The sequence below is a fragment of the Shewanella marisflavi genome (assembly GCF_002215585.1).
GTDB lineage: Bacteria > Pseudomonadota > Gammaproteobacteria > Enterobacterales > Shewanellaceae > Shewanella > Shewanella marisflavi.
The window spans coordinates 3528912-3548878 of sequence record NZ_CP022272.1 but is presented as its reverse complement, the minus strand read 5'-3'; the positions used below and the strand labels follow the sequence as shown (position 1 = coordinate 3548878).

The 19967-nt window shown below is 48.3% G+C and carries 12 protein-coding genes and 1 riboswitch; of the genes, 7 read left to right on the top strand and 5 right to left on the bottom strand.

The window, feature by feature from the left end:
• Position 1: 1 nt before the first annotated feature.
• Positions 2-1966 carry an ATP-binding protein gene (locus tag CFF01_RS15650; RefSeq protein ID WP_088905415.1) on the bottom strand — a complete coding sequence of 655 codons (1965 nt, stop codon included), beginning with the start codon at positions 1964-1966 and terminating at the stop codon, positions 2-4.
• A gap of 386 nt (positions 1967-2352) precedes the next feature.
• Between CFF01_RS15650 and CFF01_RS15645 the strand changes: the two genes are divergently transcribed.
• The 3 genes from CFF01_RS15645 to CFF01_RS15630 all read left to right on the top strand — a co-directional run bounded on the left by CFF01_RS15645 (position 2353) and on the right by CFF01_RS15630 (position 6553).
• On the top strand, positions 2353-4143 hold the full coding sequence (locus CFF01_RS15645; RefSeq protein WP_088905414.1) for a flavocytochrome c: 1791 nt from the start codon (positions 2353-2355) through the stop codon (positions 4141-4143).
• A gap of 971 nt (positions 4144-5114) precedes the next feature.
• On the top strand, positions 5115-5459 hold the full coding sequence (locus CFF01_RS15635) for a hypothetical protein (protein WP_088905413.1): 345 nt from the start codon (positions 5115-5117) through the stop codon (positions 5457-5459).
• A gap of 65 nt (positions 5460-5524) precedes the next feature.
• The gene (locus tag CFF01_RS15630; protein WP_088905412.1) at positions 5525-6553 is read left to right on the top strand and encodes a DUF2157 domain-containing protein; all 1029 of its coding nucleotides are present in this window, start codon (positions 5525-5527) and stop codon (positions 6551-6553) included.
• Between the two features lie 84 nt (positions 6554-6637).
• Here CFF01_RS15630 and CFF01_RS15625 read toward each other — a convergent pair whose 3' ends face one another.
• Positions 6638-7627, bottom strand: a complete 990-nt coding sequence (locus tag CFF01_RS15625; RefSeq protein ID WP_088905411.1) for a class 1 fructose-bisphosphatase — start codon at positions 7625-7627, stop codon at positions 6638-6640.
• A 215-nt stretch (positions 7628-7842) separates the two neighbouring features.
• Here CFF01_RS15625 and CFF01_RS15620 point away from each other — a divergent pair, with 215 nt between their 5' ends.
• On the top strand, positions 7843-10095 hold the full coding sequence (locus CFF01_RS15620; RefSeq protein WP_088905410.1) for a S9 family peptidase: 2253 nt from the start codon (positions 7843-7845) through the stop codon (positions 10093-10095).
• Positions 10096-10696: 601 nt separating this feature from the next.
• Here CFF01_RS15620 and arcA read toward each other — a convergent pair.
• A complete protein-coding gene (arcA, locus tag CFF01_RS15615) occupies positions 10697-11416 on the bottom strand; it encodes a two-component system response regulator ArcA (protein WP_033537875.1) in 720 nt (239 codons plus the stop codon).
• A 576-nt stretch (positions 11417-11992) separates the two neighbouring features.
• Here arcA and CFF01_RS15610 point away from each other — a divergent pair.
• The 3 genes from CFF01_RS15610 (at position 11993) to CFF01_RS15600 (ending at position 15296) form a co-directional block, all read left to right on the top strand.
• Complete coding sequence (locus CFF01_RS15610; RefSeq protein ID WP_088905409.1) at positions 11993-12424, top strand: DUF3293 domain-containing protein; 432 nt, start codon at positions 11993-11995, stop codon at positions 12422-12424.
• Positions 12425-12528: 104 nt separating this feature from the next.
• Positions 12529-12705, top strand: a riboswitch (Lysine riboswitch).
• Between the two features lie 129 nt (positions 12706-12834).
• Positions 12835-14187: a lysine-sensitive aspartokinase 3 gene (lysC, locus tag CFF01_RS15605; protein WP_033537877.1), complete on the top strand. Its 1353-nt coding sequence runs from the start codon at positions 12835-12837 to the stop codon at positions 14185-14187.
• Positions 14188-14189: 2 nt separating this feature from the next.
• A complete protein-coding gene (locus tag CFF01_RS15600) occupies positions 14190-15296 on the top strand; it encodes a succinylglutamate desuccinylase/aspartoacylase family protein (protein WP_088905408.1) in 1107 nt (368 codons plus the stop codon).
• An 89-nt stretch (positions 15297-15385) separates the two neighbouring features.
• Here CFF01_RS15600 and CFF01_RS15595 read toward each other — a convergent pair whose 3' ends face one another.
• Both CFF01_RS15595 and asnC read right to left on the bottom strand, forming a co-directional pair.
• Positions 15386-19234 (bottom strand): S8 family serine peptidase, encoded by a 3849-nt coding sequence (locus tag CFF01_RS15595; protein ID WP_033537879.1) that lies wholly within the window; start codon positions 19232-19234, stop codon positions 15386-15388.
• A 220-nt stretch (positions 19235-19454) separates the two neighbouring features.
• Positions 19455-19916 carry a transcriptional regulator AsnC gene (gene asnC, locus CFF01_RS15590; RefSeq protein ID WP_011864588.1) on the bottom strand — a complete coding sequence of 154 codons (462 nt, stop codon included), beginning with the start codon at positions 19914-19916 and terminating at the stop codon, positions 19455-19457.
• Positions 19917-19967: the final 51 nt, after the last annotated feature.

The following is a 19967-nucleotide window of genomic DNA, read 5'->3' as shown; positions in this document are numbered from 1 at the left end:
GCTACTCCTGAACCAAGGCAAAACTAAGTTGAATGCGGGTGCCTTTACCGGGTCTTGATTGTATCTGCATCAGGCCCTCATGCTCTTTGATAATACGGCTGCATACAGATAAGCCTAAGCCACTGCCACCCTCGGTGCGACGTGTGGTAAAAAAGGGCTCTGTAATTCGTTTAAGGGTTTGAGTGTCCATGCCACAACCATTGTCATTGACATTGATGATGGCGCGATCCTTGTCAATTTGTGTACTGATCTGAATATGCCCCTCTCTTGGCGGACAGGCATGACAGGCGTTTTGGATTAGGTTGATCAGCACTTGATGCAACTGCTGGGCATTACCCAATATCATGGGGCTCGGCAGGTGCAGTAATTTGGTGATCTGAAGTGTTTTAGTCTGATTTGCCGTAAGACGCAGGGAGACGTCGACTACCTCATTAAGGCTGACGGGGGCATGGTCCTGTACCAAGTTTGGCAGGGCATAACGCTTGAGATCATTGACGATACGACTGATTCGCTTGGCGGCTTCCTCAATAGTGTCGCAGCCAACAGTCATTTCATCCATAGCCTGAGCTGGCGAGAGTCCGGCGATCTGCCAGAAAGGATTACGCTGCTGATAATAATCGGCCGCAGGGCCTAAGTCTTTCATCGCCGCGGAGAACATTGAGATGGCATGTAAGATAAGCCCTGTGGGGTTGTTGATCTCATGGGCGATACCGGCGGACAACTCGCCAAGTGAGGCCAAGCGACTGGCTTCTTCGTTCGCCTGACGTAGCTGGTGTTGTTCGGTGGATTCCTCAAGCAATATCACCACCTGATCGCTTGCGATAGGGTGGATCTGCAGTTGCCAATATTGCTGCTGATACATCATGTCGGCGATCAGGGATTTTTGTTGAGACAACACCTTCAACACCGCGGGCCTGAGGTCGAATGCCTGCCCATGGATATAATGAAATGCCTCAGAGATCAGCAGGTGCACATTGTTGTCGTTACTCCACAGGCGTTGTAGTTCATCATTGACGATTGTGACGCCATGAGGAATACCGTCGAGTACGGATTGAAACTGTTTGGAGATATTGGAGATCTCTGCCTCGACTCGCCGGCGTTGTATCAGTTCGGCGTCGAGGGCCTTTTTACGTCTACGTAGGCTGGCACTGATAAAGCCTGTGTAGATCATGCCGGTCGCCGAGACGATAGCCACCAGAATCGCCAGAGAGAACATACGTTTTTCTGTCGATGTGAGATCGACTTTTTCTCGTCCGGTACCAAACCACTTGTTTACCAGGCGATCATATTCCCCTGACAGCTTGAGTTGGCGCAGCGCATCATTGATCTCGTGCATCAGCGCCGCTTTTTCGGAGTTACAAACGAAGTTGAAGGCGCCGTAGATAAGGGCGTCACTAGAGCTGCGCACCGAAGGATAGAGGGGGAGCAGGCGCCGGGCCACGAAGCTTTCGGCGATCACCACATCCACTTCGTTTTCGATCAGCAGTTTAAAGCCGGTTTCATAGAGATCCACATCGACGCGGTTAAATTTTTGTGGGTAGCCCGATAGATAAACATCGACAAAGGCGCCCTTTTTGATGGCGACCCGTTTACCCACTAAATCTGTCCAGTTGTTGATCAGTGCCTTGCCCTGCAAGGTATAGGCCCTGGCGTGGGTTGCATAGATGGGATCTGACTGACTCAGTTTTCTGTCTAGGTTGACCGGGCTAACTACGGCAATGACGTCGATATCGCTATCGGGATTGTGTACGTCGCTGACCAGTTGCTGGAAGCTCTTGCGACGGATGATGATGCGTTTATCGATGATCTGTCCGATCCTGTTCATCAGCTCGACGTTGAACCCCTGGTCGACACCATTATTGCGCCACTCCAGTGGCGCCGTTTTTGAGTGAACACCAAAGACAATGCTCTCCTGAGCGAGCGCAGGAAAGCTGATAAATAGTATAAAGAGAAGTAAGCGTTTCATGGGGAAATGTTACGGCTTTTTAAAGCAATAAACTGTGCTGTATTACGCGAATTAGCGATTTCTGATCTAATGAAAAGAGGTGTGATCCAGGTCTCGCCACGCTATGCGTTTTTGCATATACCCCTTTGTGATTATGCATACTTGCATAGGCTCTCTTTGGGCATGTGATTGAGGTGTCATTTCTGATACCCATTACCCTTATCCGTTTGCCGCTTCTTCCTCCCTGATTAATCATTTAATTGAGCGATAGTGAGAGCCTGGGGTAGTCATCAATACCTATGAAGGCTTTCTTCTAAAGTTAAGTGTGAATCACTTTAATCTAAATATAATGTAAGTGCTTCTAAATTGGGCGGTTTTATCCGGTTCATTTAGAAGGGGGAGCAAAGATGAAAAAGATGAAACTTGCGGTTTGCCTAGCGACTTTGATGGGCACAGCCGGATTGATGGGTAATGCGATGGCAGCCGATAACCTGGCTGACTTCCATGCTCAAAACCAAGAGTGCGATAGCTGCCATACAGCCGATGGCGAGCTGTCCAATGACAGCCTAACCTACGAGAACGCTCAATGTGTTTCTTGTCACGGTACCCTTGCTGAAGTGGCTGAAACCACTAAGCATGAGCATTACAACGCCCACGACTCTCACTTCCCTGGCGATGTTGCCTGTACCTCTTGTCACAGCGCACACGAGAAGTCTATGGTTTACTGCGATTCTTGCCATAGCTTCGATTTCAACATGCCTTATGCGAAGAAGTGGGAACGTAATGAACCTTCTATTGCAGAATTGGCAAAAGATAAAGCAGAACGTCAAGCGGCTCTTGCTAGCGCACCTCGCGATACCGTAGACGTTGTTGTAGTGGGTTCTGGTGGCGCTGGCTTCTCTGCCGCGGTATCTGCCCATGATAATGGCGCAAAAGTCATTCTGATCGAGAAAGAGCCTGTTATCGGCGGTAACGCTAAGTTAGCCGCGGGTGGTATGAACGCTGCTTGGACAGATCAGCAGAAAGCTAAAGATATCAAAGATAGCCCTGAGCTAATGTTTAAAGACACCATGAAAGGTGGCCGTAACATTAACGATCCAGCGCTTGTTGAAGTGTTATCTTCTCACTCAAAAGGTTCTGTTGATTGGATGACCAAGATGGGCGCAGACCTCAATGACGTGGGTCGTATGGGTGGCGCATCGGTTAACCGTTCACACCGTCCAACAGGTGGTGCTGGTGTCGGTGCTCATGTTGTACAAGTGCTGTACGATAATGCGCTTGAGCGTAACATCGATATCCGTATGAATACTCGTGGTATCGAAGTACTAAAAGATGACAGCGGTAAGGTTAAAGGTATCCTGGTTAAGGGTATGTATAAGGGTTACTACTGGGTGAAAGCCGATGCGGTAATTCTGGCAACCGGTGGTTTCGCGAAGAACAATGAGCGTGTTGCTAAGCTAGATCCTAAGCTAAAAGGCTTCATCTCTACTAACCAACCTGGTGCAGTGGGTGATGGTCTAGATGTCGCAGAAAACGCTGGCGCAGCGATGAAAGATGTTGAGTATATTCAGGCGCATCCAACACTGTCTGTTAAAGGTGGTGTGATGGTAACTGAAGCGGTACGTGGTAACGGGGCTATCTTAGTTAACCGTGAAGGTAAGCGTTTTGTTAACGAAATTACCACCCGAGACAAAGCTTCTGCGGCTATCCTGGGACAAACTGGTAAGTCTGCTTTCTTGATTTTCGATGATTCAGTTCGTAAGTCACTGAAGAAGATCGACAAGTATATCGGCCTGGGTGTTGCACCAAGTGCAGATAGCCTAGAAAAGCTGGGTAAGATGGAAGGTATCGATGGTAAGGCATTGACCGAAACCGTGGCACGCTACAACAGCTTTGTCACTAGCGGTAAAGATGCTGACTTCGAACGTCCTAACCTACCACGCGCACTAAACGTAGGTAACTACTACGCTATCGAAGTCACACCTGGTGTTCACCACACTATGGGTGGTGTGATGATCGATACTAAAGCTGAGATCATGGATGCTAAGAAGCAAGTTATTCCTGGTCTGTATGGCGCAGGTGAAGTGACAGGTGGTGTTCACGGTGCAAACCGTCTTGGTGGTAACGCTATCTCTGACATCATCACCTTTGGTCGCCTAGCGGGTGAAGAAGCAGCGAAATACTCTAAGAAGAACTAAATCTTCTTAATTAACCTAACTCATAGGTTACTAACATAGTTTAGCAACATCCCAAAAGGTGGCTAGGAAGCCACCGCCAAAGCCACGGTCTCCGCCGTGGCTTTTTTGTATACGGATATGCTTATCCCCGGTGGCCAAGGAAAGCCAGAGAGGGGATTTGTGTCTGGAACACTTATGCCAATGTCCAGGGATGGAAGGCATTGGTATTTGTATAGGGATATGCTTATCCCCGGTGGCCAAGGCCTGAAATGTTCCCGACATTTAAGTGCATTTCCTCCCTGACCCACAGGGAATTGGGAAATGTCTAAAATCCTAGGGAAGGATTTAGACCTAAGGTCAGAAAGCCAGAGAGGGGATTTGTGTCTGGAACACTTATGCCAATGCTCAGGGATGGAAGACTTGGGTGTTTCTCTGACGGTCACTCTTTAAATTGTTTGTGAGAGTAATAGCTGTTAACTTTTTGCGATTACTGAATAAAGTCTAGGTCGGTGACAAAGTTACACATAGTGTATACCTGTTGAGTCGGCAATATTGGTTAACCGCGTTATTTGAATGGTCACTCGAGGGAGGCGCTGTCATTGCGGCGGGTTGAGTCGGCTTCTAGTACCTGTGATAAGCTGTCGAATCGTTTGAAAATGGAGTTTAAAAAACAATGAACATTAACGCAACGCTCTGGGGACAAGTGTATTTTGCCCTGGCCCTTGTGGTGATTTACCTGACAATTAGGTTTGCAAAAGGAAGTGCTAACAATCTTGCGTTAGTTGTGTTTTATTCTTGTCTGTTAAATTTTATCTTTCCGCCTGGTGGATGGCTATATTGCTTCTATTGGTTTAGGCGCAGCGCTTCAGCGCAAATCAATGAATAACAAGTTGAGGCTATAATCGAGTTTAATAAAGCCTACTGTAAGTCTAAGTGTCACTTGTGGTGGCTGTTTGGGTGTTATGCATTAACAAGGAAGTAAGCCAAGGATTATGGACAGAGTGGTGGAAGTGCTCAAGGGTGAAGGGTTTAACGTCAGGCTTAAAAATCGTAAAGCCGTCGTGAAGTTAGATGGCTTGGCTAATCCTGTTACTGTGAGTAAAGATATTGCCGAGGATGAATATAAGCTTGGTACAAACGATTGGGGCATGTCGTTAGCGGCGGTCTTAATCCTTATACTCGGGCTTTATGGATATCAGCACCAGAGTGGCAGCTTAATTAATGCCGTTTTTATTGCCGGAGCCCTGTGGCTGTTTGTTGTAGTGCTGCTTACCGAGCTTAAAATGACAAAGTTGCGTGCCATTGTGGATAAGCTCAATCGAGAAAGGCAAAGATAACAAGTGATTATCGCAATATCACAGTAGTCACTGTGCTAGACACAAATTAATGTCAGGGGGTAAACATGGATGTGACTAAGAAGCAGTTAGATGCTGCGGCGCGGGAAAATATCATTTCAGTTCAGCAGGCTGAAGCCCTTTATCAGTTCTTGGCGGCTCAGCCTAGTGCTAACCCTAAGTTTACCTTTACCCATGTGCTCTACTATTTAGGTGGGCTTATCGCCATCGGCGCGATGACACTTTTCATGAACTTAGGCTGGGAGTCATTTGGGGGCGCGGGCATTTTATCTATCTCAATGCTGTATGCGGCTATTGGCTTAAAGTTGACTAATAGGTTTTCGGCAAGAGGCCTCACCATTCCTGCTGGCATTTGCGCCACCTTCGTCGTCTGTTTAACGCCTTTAGCGATTTATGGGCTTCAACAATGGTTAGGCGTGTGGCCAGATTCGAATACATATAGAGAATATCACAGAGCCGTAACCTGGCATTGGTTATACATGGAGCTTGGTACATTAGTTGTCGGTGTCATTATTGCGTGGCGATATAAATATCCTTTTTTAATTATGCCTATTGCAGTCACGCTCTGGTACATGACGATGGATATAACGGTTGTGATCTCGGGTGATGACATAACCTGGGGGCTGAGATCCTTAGTCTCATTGTATTTAGGCCTATTAATGCTTGGTCTCGCTTTTTGGGTCGATATTAGGTCTCATCATAAAGCTGACTACGCCTTTTGGATCTATATTTTTGGGGTTATCGCCTTTTGGGGGGGGTTAACCTCTCAGCACTCTGATAATGAACTGTCTAAGTTTATCTACTTCTGCATTAATCTGTTGATGATTGGCGTTGGCGCGCTGCTTGTTCGTAGAGTGTTTGTGGTTTTTGGCGCCCTGGGCAGTTGTGGATATTTGAGTTATCTGGCCTATGATGTCTTTGAAGATAATTGGCTGTTTCCAATAGCGTTATCCATTATTGGGCTTGGAGTGGTGTATCTTGGTGTGCTTTGGCAAAAGCATGAAAAAGTTATTACGGAAAAATCGAGAGATCTACTTCCGGCGCCATTAAGGGCATTATTGGAATCCAAGTCGTGAATCGCCTCTTTTGATGTTTTATGCGCTAATAAAAAAGTCGCCAACGGGCGACTTTTTATTGATTAAACAGCTGTGCAATCAAGATTACAGGCTGGGTTCTTCGCTGTAGTCCTGACCGTGGTATTCAAGGCAGGCATCGACTTCGTTAGCCGAACCTAAGATCACCGCGACGCGCTGGTGGATCTCACTTGGCTGAATATCCATGATGGTTTCATAGCCGGTAGAGGCCTTGCCACCGGCTTGCTCAACCAGGAAAGACATAGGGTTCGCCTCATACATCAGGCGCAGTTTGTAGGGCTTCTCTGGGTTCTTGTTGTCGGTCGGGTAGGTAAACAGGCCGCCGCGTGACAGTACGCGGTGCACATCGCCCACCATGGCAGCTATCCAGCGCATGTTGAATGACTTCTCACGCGGACCGATTTTGCCCAGTAGCAGGTCGGCGATATAGGTCTGCATCGGCGCTTCCCAGAAACGCTGGTTTGACATATTGATGGCAAATTCGCTTGTGTCCTTGCTAATGGACATGGCTTCGTTGGTCAGCAGGTATTCGTTGGTTTCTGGGTTTAGGGTAAATAGCTGTACCCCTTGGCCTGTGGTGAGGGCCAGCATGGTGGATGGTCCGTAGAGCACATAGCCTGCGGCAACTTGCTGGCGACCTGGCTGTAAGAAGCTCTGCTCGCTGAGTTCACCCTGAGGTGCTGGCAGTACCGAGAAGATAGTGCCGACCAGTGAGTTGATGTCGATGTTTGATGAGCCATCGAGAGGGTCGAAACAGACCAGGAAGTCGCCACTTTCACCCACTTCAACGATATGATCTTCCTCTTCTGAGGCCAGACCGCGAACCGATTTGTCGGCCTTTAGCGCGTCTTTAAGCATCTCGTTAGTGATCACGTCGAGCTTCTTCTGGGTCTCGCCCTGAACGTTTTCCTGCTCGGTGGCACCGAGTACGCCGGCGAGGGCGCCATGACGCACCGCGTGACTGATCGCTTTAGAGGTATCGGCCAGTGTGGTCAATAGCTGGGCTAGCGGGGCTTGGATCCCTTGAGTAGTAAGGTGTTGTGCCAGAGTTTGCATGTTATTTCCTATGACATTTGGAGCTAGGCTCACCATGGAGGTCAGATCGTATTTATAAATGCTAGTTATGCGGGCGATTCTACCCCAGTTGAATCATTTTTTCAGCGGCAATTTAGCCTGCCAAGATCGCGGTTTTTGTTTTATGTCACTTTAGGGCACAATGCTAGCCTGCGATTTGTTGGCTTTTAAACCTGTTTTATATCCAGGACATAATAATGACTAAAAAATGGATAAGTTCAGCCTTATTGGCGGTGCCTATGTTTTTATCTCAAACGGTAAGTGCGTCACAATCTCAACTTCCTCAGCCGGTCGGCGGTATGGAACCTTTAACCATAGAAAGACTCTATGCTTCGCCTGCGCTCGCGGGCAGTAGTCCAAGAGGGCTTAAGCTGTCGCCTGATGGTAAGCGGGTGACCTATCTGGCGGGACGCAAGGAAGATCAACACTTCTACGATCTCTGGCAGATGGAGGTGGCTACGGGCAAGCAGAGCATCTTGCTTGACGCTGATAAGCTGAAAAGCGCTGAGTTGTCAGATGAAGAGAAGGCGCGACGTGAGCGTCAGCGTATCTATGGTCAGGGGATCATGGAATATTTCTGGGCAGACGATAGTCAGGCGCTCCTGATCCCGGCATCGGGCGCCCTCTATTACTATTCGTTGAGCGATAACAAGGTCACGCCGCTGCCTGTGGGCGAGGGCTTTACCACAGATGCTAAGCTGTCGCCTAAGGGGCATTATGTCTCTTTCGTTCGGGATCAAAATCTCTATGTATTTGACCTGCGCAGCCAAAAGCTGACCGCCCTGACTACAGATGGCGGCGGTGCGATTAAGAACGGTATGGCCGAGTTTGTCGCCCAGGAAGAGATGGACAGGATGACGGGCTACTGGTGGGCGCCGGATGAGTCGGCCATCGCCTTTACCCGCATCGATGAGTCCGGCGTTGAGCTGGTGACTCGCAATGAGATCTATGCCGATGGCATCAAGTTGACCGAGCAGCGATACCCCTATGCGGGTAAGAATAATGTCGTCATCGACTTAGGTGTGGTGACGCTGGCCGATAAGCAGGTGCGCTGGGTCGACTTGGGTGAAGAGAAGGATATCTATCTGCCGAGAGTGAAGTGGTTACCAGATAGTCTGCAGCTCTCTTTTCAGTGGCAGAGCCGAGATCAGAAGACCTTAGATCTGCGCATTATAGATCTACGCAGCCAAGATGCACCCATGACCATGATCCGCGAGGAGAGCGATGCCTGGGTGAACTTAAACAATGATCTGCATTTCCTTAAAAAATCGCCACAGATGCTATGGGCGTCAGAGCGTGATGGCTTTAATCACCTCTACTTGTTTGATCTGCAAGGGCGACTGCTGAAGCGGTTGACCAAAGGCGATTGGGCTGTGGATGAGTTAGTGCATGTGGATGAGCAGGCCGGCTGGGTCTACTTTACCGGTCGCAAGGCCAGCGTGGTTGAAAAGCATCTGTTTCGCGTGCCATTAAAAGGTGGCGCGATTGAGCAGCTGAGTCAGCGTAGTGGTATGCATGCGCCGGTATTTGCCGACAAGGAGTCTATCTACCTCGACTATTTCAACAGCCTGGCGCAGCCGCCGCAGATCAGTTTGCATGACGAGCAGGGCAAACATCTGGCTTGGGTAGAGCAGAATAAGGTGGATAAAGCCCATCCCCTCTATCCATTCTTTGGTCAGTGGCAGCTACCCGAGTTTGGTCAGATAAAGGCTGAAGATGGTCAGGCGCTGCAGTACCGACTATTTAAACCGACGCAGTTTGACGCCACTAAGCAATATCCTGTAGTGGTGCGCGTCTACGGTGGTCCCCACGCTCAGCTGGTGGTCAATAGCTGGAGTGAGCACGACTATTTCACTCAGTACTTACTGCAACAGGGTTTTATCGTGTTCCAGTTGGATAATCGTGGCTCGGCCCATCGTGGTACCAAGTTCGAGCAGGTGATCTATAAGCACCTGGGCGAAGCCGAGGTGAACGACCAAAAAGCGGGTGTCGATTATCTGCGCAGCCTTAGCTATGTGGATGGCAAGAATATTGCCATCTATGGTCACAGCTACGGCGGTTATATGGCCTTGATGAGCCTGTTTAAGGCCCCTGATTACTTCAAGGCTGCCATCTCGGGCGCGCCAGTAACCGACTGGTCGCTGTATGATACTCACTACACCGAGCGCTATCTGTCACACCCAGAGACGAATGCCGAAGGCTATGAGGCCAGTAGCGTATTGCCGTATGTGAAAGGTTATCAGTCAGGGCTACTCATGTACCACGGCATGGCCGATGATAATGTGTTGTTTGAAAACAGCACCCGCGTCTATAAGGCGTTGCAGGACGAGGGCAAGCTGTTCCAGATGATAGATTACCCCGGCTCTAAGCACTCGATGCGCGGCGAGAAGGTGCGTACCCACCTGTATCGCTCACTGGCTGACTTTCTCGAGAGGCAGCTGAAGCACTAGGCTATCGCTCTTAAGCCTTAGCCCAAAATAAAAGCCCTGTAGCTTTTCGAAAGTAGCAGGGCTTTTTTGTGGGAATAGCAGTCCTAAAGGCAGATGAATTTGTTTTGAATTAACTTTAATAAAGTACAGCAAATTTAACTTATGCTAGATAGTCTAGTTGTTGAGTCTTTGTGCACCTATCAAAAGAAGCGAAATCGAAGAGATAGAGATACTAGTGTAAACACGATTTTGGCCCTTGACGACAGGACGTCGTCGTGGAGCCTCCAAGGATGGAAATTCGGCGTGCCAAAATTGTGCTTGCACATCCCTCGCCGGGTAGGCGATTCAAAGGAATGCAGCGTGATGATGTAAATTAGGTAAGTGCTATTAAGTCTTTAGGTACAAATACCAAAGCTATCCATCCATGGGTTTTGGCATAAGTGTTCCAGACACAAACCCCCTCTTAGCTCATCCATGGGCTTCGGGGATAAGTACAATCCATGTACAAATCCCCTCTTTGGCCTTCCTTGGCCACCGGGGATGAGTACAGTCCATGTACAAAAAAGCCAGTCGTAAGACTGGCTTTTTAAACTAAATCACATTTGCGCTAGCTGGATGTGATTTATGCTTCTTCTAAGTTACCGCAGAAACGATAGCCTTCACCGTGGATGGTGGCGATGATTTCTGGCGTATCTGGCAAGCTTTCGAAGTGCTTACGGATACGACGGATAGTCACATCGACAGTACGGTCGTGTGGCTTAAGCTCACGGCCAGTCATCTTCATCAGCAGGTCAGCACGGGTTAGGATCTTACCTGGGTTCTCAACGAAGTGCAGCATGGCGCGGAATTCACTACGCGGCAGCTTGTATGACTCACCCTGTGGGCTTACCAGTGAACGGCTGTTGATCTCTAGGCTCCAACCGTTAAAACGGTAGAATTCTACGGCACTTTTCTCTTCGGCTTCGCCGCCAGTGCTGTTGACGCGAGTCAGCAGGTTGCGTGCACGGATAGTCAGTTCGCGTGGGTTAAATGGCTTAGTGATATAGTCATCAGCACCAATTTCCAGACCCAAAATCTTATCAACTTCGTTGTCACGACCGGTCAGGAAGATTAGACCGATGTTATTGATTTCACGAAGCTCACGCGCAAGCAGTAGACCATTCTTACCTGGAAGGTTGATATCCATCACGACAAGGTTGATCTTGTTTTCCTGCATGGCTTTATGCATCTCTGCGCCATCATTGGCTTCAGTTACCACATATCCTTCAGCCTCGAAAATACTTCTTAGCGTGTTCCGGGTAACGGCTTCATCTTCAACGATCAGAATGTGCGGGTTTTGCATATTTATTTACCTAATTTTTGTTTAAAACTGTTCTAACCATGAGCGCTAGTTGGTGTTGCTGCGCCCTGTCTGTCTTCGCGACAATTACTGAACTCACGTAGGTGCTTTCATCTAACTATATTGAAACAGCAACACACTTCATGATTAGTAAAGCAACGTATCTCTTTCAAAAGAAACGCGAACTGTATTCACTTCGATTAATAGTAGTCGGCATTAATTCCGCTAACTATTTAATATTTTCAAGTTTAAATGCTAAATCAGCCTAAGCTCACATTTTATACAGGAAATCGACTAACTTTTGATGACCTTGTCGTCGACAAGATGTAACAAAAAGTATTTCATCGTGAGATGAGTGGAAGTGAATCAACGAACTTATTGTACTCGTTTTAGTCATTTGTTAACAAATGAAATGTTAACAAAATTACCTGGAGATATGATGTAAGTCACATCTATTTTTTTAAGCCTTTGATTTTAAAGTTATTAATAAAATTTAATAAAGTGACCTACATCACGCTACTAGGAAGCTGGGTGAATTTTGCTATAATCGACTGAATCTAATTTAGGAATATTTTAGTGATGAGCACAGGCAACGAACACTTTTGGCAATGTTATCAACAAACGCAATTCCTACTTACTCAACCTTTCTCTTCTTCATTATCTTTTGCAATCATCACCGCTTATAACCCCAAAGGCAAAAACCTCTCCCCCTCGCAAAATCGTCTTCTGGATAAACAGTTACAACGCCACATTTTACGTCTGCAATATCCATATCGTGCTTTGATCGGTGCATCGACCGACAGAGGCCATATGGAGAAGAGCTGGGCGGTGTCATTAGATAAGGCCGATGCGGTGGAGTTAGGTAAGGTGTTTAACCAAAATGCCATCTACTTTGTGGATAATGACGAGCTGTATTTAGTGCCTTGCCTGGTGGATTATGAGGAGTTGGGTTTAGGCAAGTTTTCCTCTCGGGTCTGCTTAGTCAACGAACTGCCTGACATCAGCAATTAGCACCTGCAGCTATTATGAATAGCTTTCATTGTGGCGTGAGAAAATAACGTTGACTTTTTATTCCGTTATTTGATAGTTTTCAAGCATCCTAACCTTAAGGTTAGCGATACAGAAGAGGAGCGTTAACTAGGTAGTAAGCTTGAGGAGTCCAAACTCCGATGATGGTTTATGAGGGAGATTAGCGCCGAGATAGAGAGATGTTTGGTTTCATCTGTTTATCGGTCGACTGGGCTGAATCCCATCGATTGTCACCTGTTAATTGGTGGAGAGCTTCTGGTGGCAATCGCTGTTTCCCGTCTTGGGGTGCGTCATCTTTGCACCAGGCTCTTCGAACGAAGTAAGTTCGGAGCGTATTCAATGTTATTTATCTCTTTTCTGTCACTATCAGCTACTTGGGTTGAGGTGCGCTAATGTCTATTGTTGTTGCAAAATTTGGTGGAACTTCCGTTGCCGATTATGAGGCGATGAACCGCTGTGCCGATATTGTATTGGCCAATCCTGAAACCCGTGTGGTGGTGGTCAGCGCCTCGAGCGGCGTAACCAATCTTTTGGTGGAGTTGACGCAGGAGCGCCTCGACGATGAACGTCGCCAGCAACTGCTAAAGTCGATTGCCTCGATTCAATATAAGATCCTAGATGAACTAGGCCAGCCCCATGAAGTGGCTGCCCGCCTAGACGCTATTCTTAGCAGAATTGCGACCTTAAGTGAGACGCTTGCGCAAAGCCGTGATAAGGCAGTCATAGATGAATTGCTAGCTCAGGGCGAGCAATGTTCATCTGTACTGTTTGCTGCTGTGCTAAGAGAGAAGGGCGAGCGAGCCAGTGCCTTTGATGTGCGTCAGGTAATGCGCACCGATAGCCACTTTGGCCGCGCCGAGCCTCAAATCGAGGTGTTGCAAAGCCTCTGCAGCCAACATCTACTCCCCCTGCTCGCTGAGCAGCGTATCGTGACTCAAGGCTTTATTGGCGCCGATGAACATGGCGCGACAACAACGCTAGGCCGCGGCGGTAGTGACTATTCTGCCGCATTACTGGCTGAGGCATTGGATGCCTCGGCGGTGGAGATCTGGACAGATGTGCCAGGTATCTTTACTACCGATCCTCGTCTGGCGCCAAATGCGCGTCCTATTCCTGAGATCAGTTTTAATGAGGCGGCCGAGATGGCGACCTTTGGCGCCAAGGTGTTGCACCCAGCAACCATATTACCGGCCGTCAGACATAAGATTCAGGTATTTGTGGGTTCCAGTAAGGCGCCTGAGCTGGGTGGCACCTGGATTCGCCATCAAGTTAGTGAAGAGCCCATCTACCGTGCGGTAGCGGTGCGCCGCGATCAGACTTTGCTTAATCTGCACAGCCTGCAGATGCTCCATGCCCAAGGTTTCCTGGCTGAAACCTTTGCCACTCTGGCAAGACATAAGATCAGTGTTGATTTGATCACTACTTCAGAGGTGAACGTATCGCTGACCTTAGATAAGACTGGCTCAGATTCGGCGGGTAATAGTTTGCTGAACGAGGCTTTGTTACAGGAGCTGTCGCAACACTGCCGTGTGCGCGTTGAAGAGGGCTTAGCTTTAGTCGCGATTGTCGGCAATAAGATTGCGACCACCTCCGGCGTGTGCCGCCGTGTGTTTGAGGTGTTAGAGCCTCATAACGTGCGGATGATCTGTCAGGGAGCCAGCCCACATAACCTTTGTGTATTGGTGGCCGAGTCTGAGGCGGCTCAGGTAGTGAGCGCCTTACATAAGAATCTATTCGAAGGATAAAGATGAAACCGAGTCGTTCGATGCTTAAGATTGGCGAGCTAGCCACTGGTCAAGATCTTGAGCTTACTCTGTTTGAGTTTTCCCCCGAGGAGATCAGCGGGCCTAGCGTCTATATTCAGGCCAATGTTCATGGCGCAGAGGTGCAGGGCAATGCCGTCATTTATCAGTTGATGCAGGCGCTTGAGCAGGTTGAGCTGAGGGGCAAGGTGACCCTAGTCCCTCTGGCGAATCCATTAGGGATCAATCAAAAGAGTGGCGAGTTTACTCTGGGCAGGTTCGATCCCATTACTGGGGTTAACTGGAACCGAGAGTATCTCGATCATAAGCTGGATATTGCCAGCTGGTATCAGGGGCATAGTCATCTTGGGGACGTAGAGCTTATTGCTCACTATAGGGCCCTGCTGGTAGAACGATGCCACAGTCGATTACATGAGCCTTGGGGGATCACTACTGGCCATAGGCTGGCGGTGAGTTTGCAGCAGATGGGGCATGAAGCGGATATCGTGCTGGATCTGCATACTGGTCCAAAGTCTTGCAAGCACCTCTATTGCCCTGAGTATGACAAAGATGCTGCCAAGGTTTTCTCTATTCCCTATACCTTGCTGATCCCCAATGAGTTTGGCGGGGCGATGGATGAGTCTATCTTCTGCCCCTGGTGGCAACTGAGCGAGTATTTATCCAGTCAGGGGCGTGAGCTTGAGGTGCCTGTATCGGCCTTTACCTTGGAGCTTGGGAGTCAGGAAAATATCGATCTGGCCGACGCCTTGGTTGATGTCGAAGGGATTTTGGCCTACCTCAGTCAACGAGGCGTGATTGGTGAGTGTATTGTGCCTGCAGATATGCCTAGGTATGCCTGTTATTTGAAAGATTACAAGAAGTACCATGCGCCACTGGGTGGTTTGGTGGAGTATAAGGCCAAGGTGGGGCAACCGCTTAATGCCGGCGAGCCACTCGCTAACATTTTACGTGTCGACAGGTATGGAGAAAAAGAGGCCATAGTGCCTTTAAGTCTGCCGGTAGATTGCGTGCCTGTGCTGCACTTTGCGTCGGCTTCAGTGTACCAAGGCACAGAGCTTTATAAGGTGATGACTAAGGTGTTTGCGCTTTAGCTTTATTGCTAGACCTGCTTAGTATGTCGATATGCAAAAAATAAAAAAAGGGAGCCAAGCGGCTCCCTTTTTCTGTTTAAGCTATCTACTTATTTACGACGACGTAGCGCAGCAAATGGTAGCATTAGCAGTGCAAACCAACCCAGTGAACCACCAGAAGATCTCTCTTCTTTGGCGTTAACAGTAATGGTTGCAGTACCCGCTTCACTTTCAAGTTCACCATCGCTAGCCACAACAGAGAAGGTCAGCGTGTGGTCACCCATTGGAGCGGTAAACTTAATTTCCGCACCACCATTGTTAAAGGTAACAGGTGTACCCGATGTTTGTGTCCAAGTGTAAGTGAGGCTGTCACCATCAACGTCTTTGCCGTTAGCCTTAGCGGTAACCACGAAGCCTTCGGTACTTGTCATACCTGTAGGTGCAACAGTTGGCGCATCGTTAACGTTGTTTACCATCACATTCACAGTCGTTACTTCGTTAAGGTTGCCTTCAGCATCCGTAGAAGTGTAAGTGAATGAGTCTTTACCGAAGAAATCATCTTCAGGTGTGTAGGTAACGGTACCATCTTTTTCAAGAGTCACTTCACCGTGTGCAGGCTCATCGACGATTGTCGCTTCACCTAGGGCACCCGCTGGTGCAACATCTATGATGCGTTGCGCATTAGCTGTCATGCCGTCACCAGTTACAGAGACGCGAGCTACTTTCTTAGTCACCGTGTCATTATCTAACACGTTTGCTTCCAAGGTCGCTTCTTCGTCAACAGAGAAGTTGTCTGTTTGACCTGGGTTGAAGCTAGTTGGTGTCGCAAGGTAGTCGATTTCTACGCTGCCTGAAGAGGTCGCTTGCAGTGCAACATAATCGTCAGTAGTAACAGTGCCACCTTGTCCATTGTAGTGGAAGGTTGTACCTACGCTACCGCTGATGTTTTCCGCACCGATAGTGACATTGCTTGGCATGTTAGGGATATCTAGGTAGTTGAACCAAATATCTTCTACGTCACCAGTTTGGATCCATAGGCTGAAGCTGTACTTGTTGCCAGAGGCATCAGCATATAGCTGAGCATCTTTCCATTCGACAACAATCCACTGACTCTCACCTGCGGCAACAACCTGAATGCCTAGCTGTCCACCACCAGTGTCGTCGGCAGTGCCGTCGCTTAGGTCGTAGTCACTCCAGAATGGTGCCAGAATGTTGTTTGGATTAGCGCTATCTGGTAGCGCCTTGTTGTTCCAAGTTCCAGACGTTGAACCGCCACCAACAACCGCAAGACCGTTGTCAGAGATAGTTAGCTGAGTGTAAGTCGCACCGTTGTACTTAAATGCCGGTAGGTTGAAGGTGAATGATTTCTCATCACATCCGTCGGCACAGGCAGGTACATAGGCGAGGTCTAAATCGAAGATACTTGGGCTTGCGCCGGTTCCTTTACCAGTCTGCATTTCGGGTAGTTCAAGTTGACCTACCCAAGTGATGCGGCCAAGAGCTTCATCGACTTCGAAACCATTTTGTGATGCGCCATTTAGCGTCACGGTCACATCGTCGGCAGAGGTAAGTTTAGTACCCTCTGGAGCCATAGCAGTAACGGTTACGGTATTTTCAAAGATAGTGTTGTTCACTACGGCTTTGATTGGCATATCTTCCGCAGCAGTCAGATCAGCCTTGGTTGCCATGGTAGAGATCAGTGATGCATCACTTGATTCTTTAGCCAGGATGGCAACGGGTAGGTGAGCATCTTGGTGAGATGCGCTCTTGATCATGACGTTACCGAAGATCCAAGCACCGTATTCACTGTAAGTTGAGTCAACGGTTACCGTGAAGGTTGCTGATTCGCCAGCTTCCAGCTCCAGTGATGAAGGCGATACGCTGATACCTGCGCTATCAGACGAAGCTGAAAGCTCCCAAGAGGTCTTCTCGTCACTCTTGTTGTATACAGTACGCGTGAAAGTACATGGACCAACACAAGAATCTGAAGCGATAGATGGCTTGTCGAAAGTCAGTACTGCTTTAGCCGCAGCATCCAAATCCATACGACCCGCACCCATTGCAAATGGGTCGGCTGGCGTTACTGCATCATCATCAAGCACACCGTCCATGTGCGCAGTAGAGGTTAGCGCTGTCTTGATGTCGTTGGCTGACCAGTCTGGGTGTAGCTGGCTCATCAAAGCTGCGGCACCTGCAACGTGCGGGCTAGCCATACTGGTACCTGTCATAGTGGTAAAATCAGTACCGTCTTGATCAGGAGAGGTTGCAGACAGGATAGAAGTACCTGGCGCTGCAAGATCTGGCTTCAGAATGTTTTGGTTACCGTTAGGGCCACGAGAGCTTGAGTCATTCAGAAGATCAGCAAACTTGCTATTAACGATACGAGTGACTTCTGCTGCGATAGTACCTGTTGTGTCATCGCCCAGACCTTCAAGAATTGCTGCGCCGTCTGCATTAGAGATCATTACTGCAGGCAGTGTTGAGTCTGGCATGTACATAGAGATTGGAGCACCTGGTACGCTATTGTAAACGACCAATGCTTTCGCACCCGCAGCTTCAGCGTTTTCAGCCTTGGTTGCAAATGAACATGAACCGCGAGATATCAGTGCGATACCATCTTTGAAAGAGTCGGCAGCAAACGGTGTACAGCCAAGGGTGTTTTCTGCATCGATATTAGCAGCAGCAATAATAGGTGCTGTGATATCTGTTTCTAACAGGCCATTGTTACCTTGCAGTGCAAGAATCTCTTCACCGTCAACGGTTAGGGCGTTAGCAAAGAAGCGACCCGTTGTGGTGTTTGCAACGGTAATACCTGATTCGATACAGGCTGGACAACCGATAGTTTGTGGGCCATTACCGCTGTTACCTGCTGAAGTTACTATAACTACCCCGGCAGCCTCAGCAGCTTCATACATAGATTTATATGGGCTGTTGGCTGGGTCGCCACCTGCGCCGCCACCCCATGAGTTGTTGATAACATCTGCGCCATCATTAACGGCATGCTCCATCGCTTCCATCAGCATGATGTTAGAGCCGCTACCGCGAGCACATTCTGAATTAGTAAATAGAGCTTTGTAGACCATGAGGTAGGCCGCAGGTGCAACACCTGATAGCTCAACTTCTACACCTTCATAGGTTGTAGTGACCTTATTACCTACAGAAGTACCGGCAACGTGAGAACCGTGGCCACCGTAACCTAGTGGGCTCATATGTTCATCGGCACACACTTCAAAAGTAGGTTGTGACCAACGGGCAACGATTAGCTTGTCGTTACAGAAGCTTGCATCGACTGTTGAACAGTAGTCATCGCCTGGCATTCCTTCAGCCGGTTTTGTGAAACCTTCGCCTGCAAACATTGGGTTTTCTGGACGAATACCTGTATCAATTACCGCTACGCGAACGTCTTTACCCGCGTTTTCCATACCAGAAACCGCTTCCCACATTGCTGCAGAGTTGATGACGTCGTGAGATGAATCCATGTTCACTTCGTACATGGTCTCTGGGTAGACAGACTTAACGTTAGGCATAGCCGCTAGCTGCTCTATGCTTAGGCCTTGACCAACAATTGTTACACCATTAAATAGGGTCTTAAAGCTTTGCTCAACTTTGGCGTTAGGCACTTTTTTCGCCAGTTCATTCACAAATTGTGATTGCTCTTTGGCGAGGAAGCTAGCATAGCTTTGGGCTGGTGCTGACTGTACGTTAACTTTTTGACCTTTCTTAGGGGCTGTTGCAGCCAGTGAATCTATCCCGCCTTGGTATTTAGCTACTGCAGGAGAGTTCAGTTCAATGATGAAACGCTGCGGAGCAACTTGTGAAGGCTGAGAAGCTGTTGGCTTCTTATAGCTATCAGCAGAGGTAATTTCCGGAGCATATGGGTTTGCGGTGTACTGGTTGCTGGCTACAGCCGCACTCGAGATCAGCGCTGCTGAAATGGCTAGAGATAATTTAGTTTTCACAACTTCTTCCTTGTCAAATAGAAGTGTTTTGAGACACAAAACACTATTGGTATTGCTGTAACTTTGGTTACTAATACTTTTTTATTTTGTTGCTGTCGTGTTGACGGCTTGTTCTTTTTAACACAAAAGATTGCCAAAGTTAAAGCGGGTAGATGAAAAAGTTGTAAGTAGTTTTTTAGTAGTAGTATTCACTAAGGCTGGAAGCCCTAGTGAGACTGGCTTAGGGTTTAACCGCGCGGCTGATGGGGTTTTGTAAACTAATGAGTGTCTCAGTGGATTGAATCTCATCGATGGATTGAATGCGATTGATCAGCACATGTTGTAAACCATCAATAGATTGGCACATCACCTTCACAAAGATGCTGTAGTTGCCTGTGGTGTAGTAGGCCTCAGTCACTTCTTCTAGGGCATTGAGTTTGGCGATGGCGGCGGGGTAGTCGCCGGCGCTTTTGAGATTAATCCCGATAAAACAGCAGACGTCATAACCGAGCGCCTTGGGGTTTACCGTGATCTGGGCGCCCGTGATAATACCTGCCTGTTTCATCTTCTCTACTCGCACATGTATGGTGCCGGCACTCACACCAAAGCGTTTCGCCAACTCAGCGAAAGGGGTACGGGCCTCCTCCATAAGTGCTGAGAGGATCTGATTGTCGAGCTGATCACGCTGAAATGAACTATCCATTACTACATACCATTTTAAGTCAATAATATGAGGTAATTTACGGTATTGTTT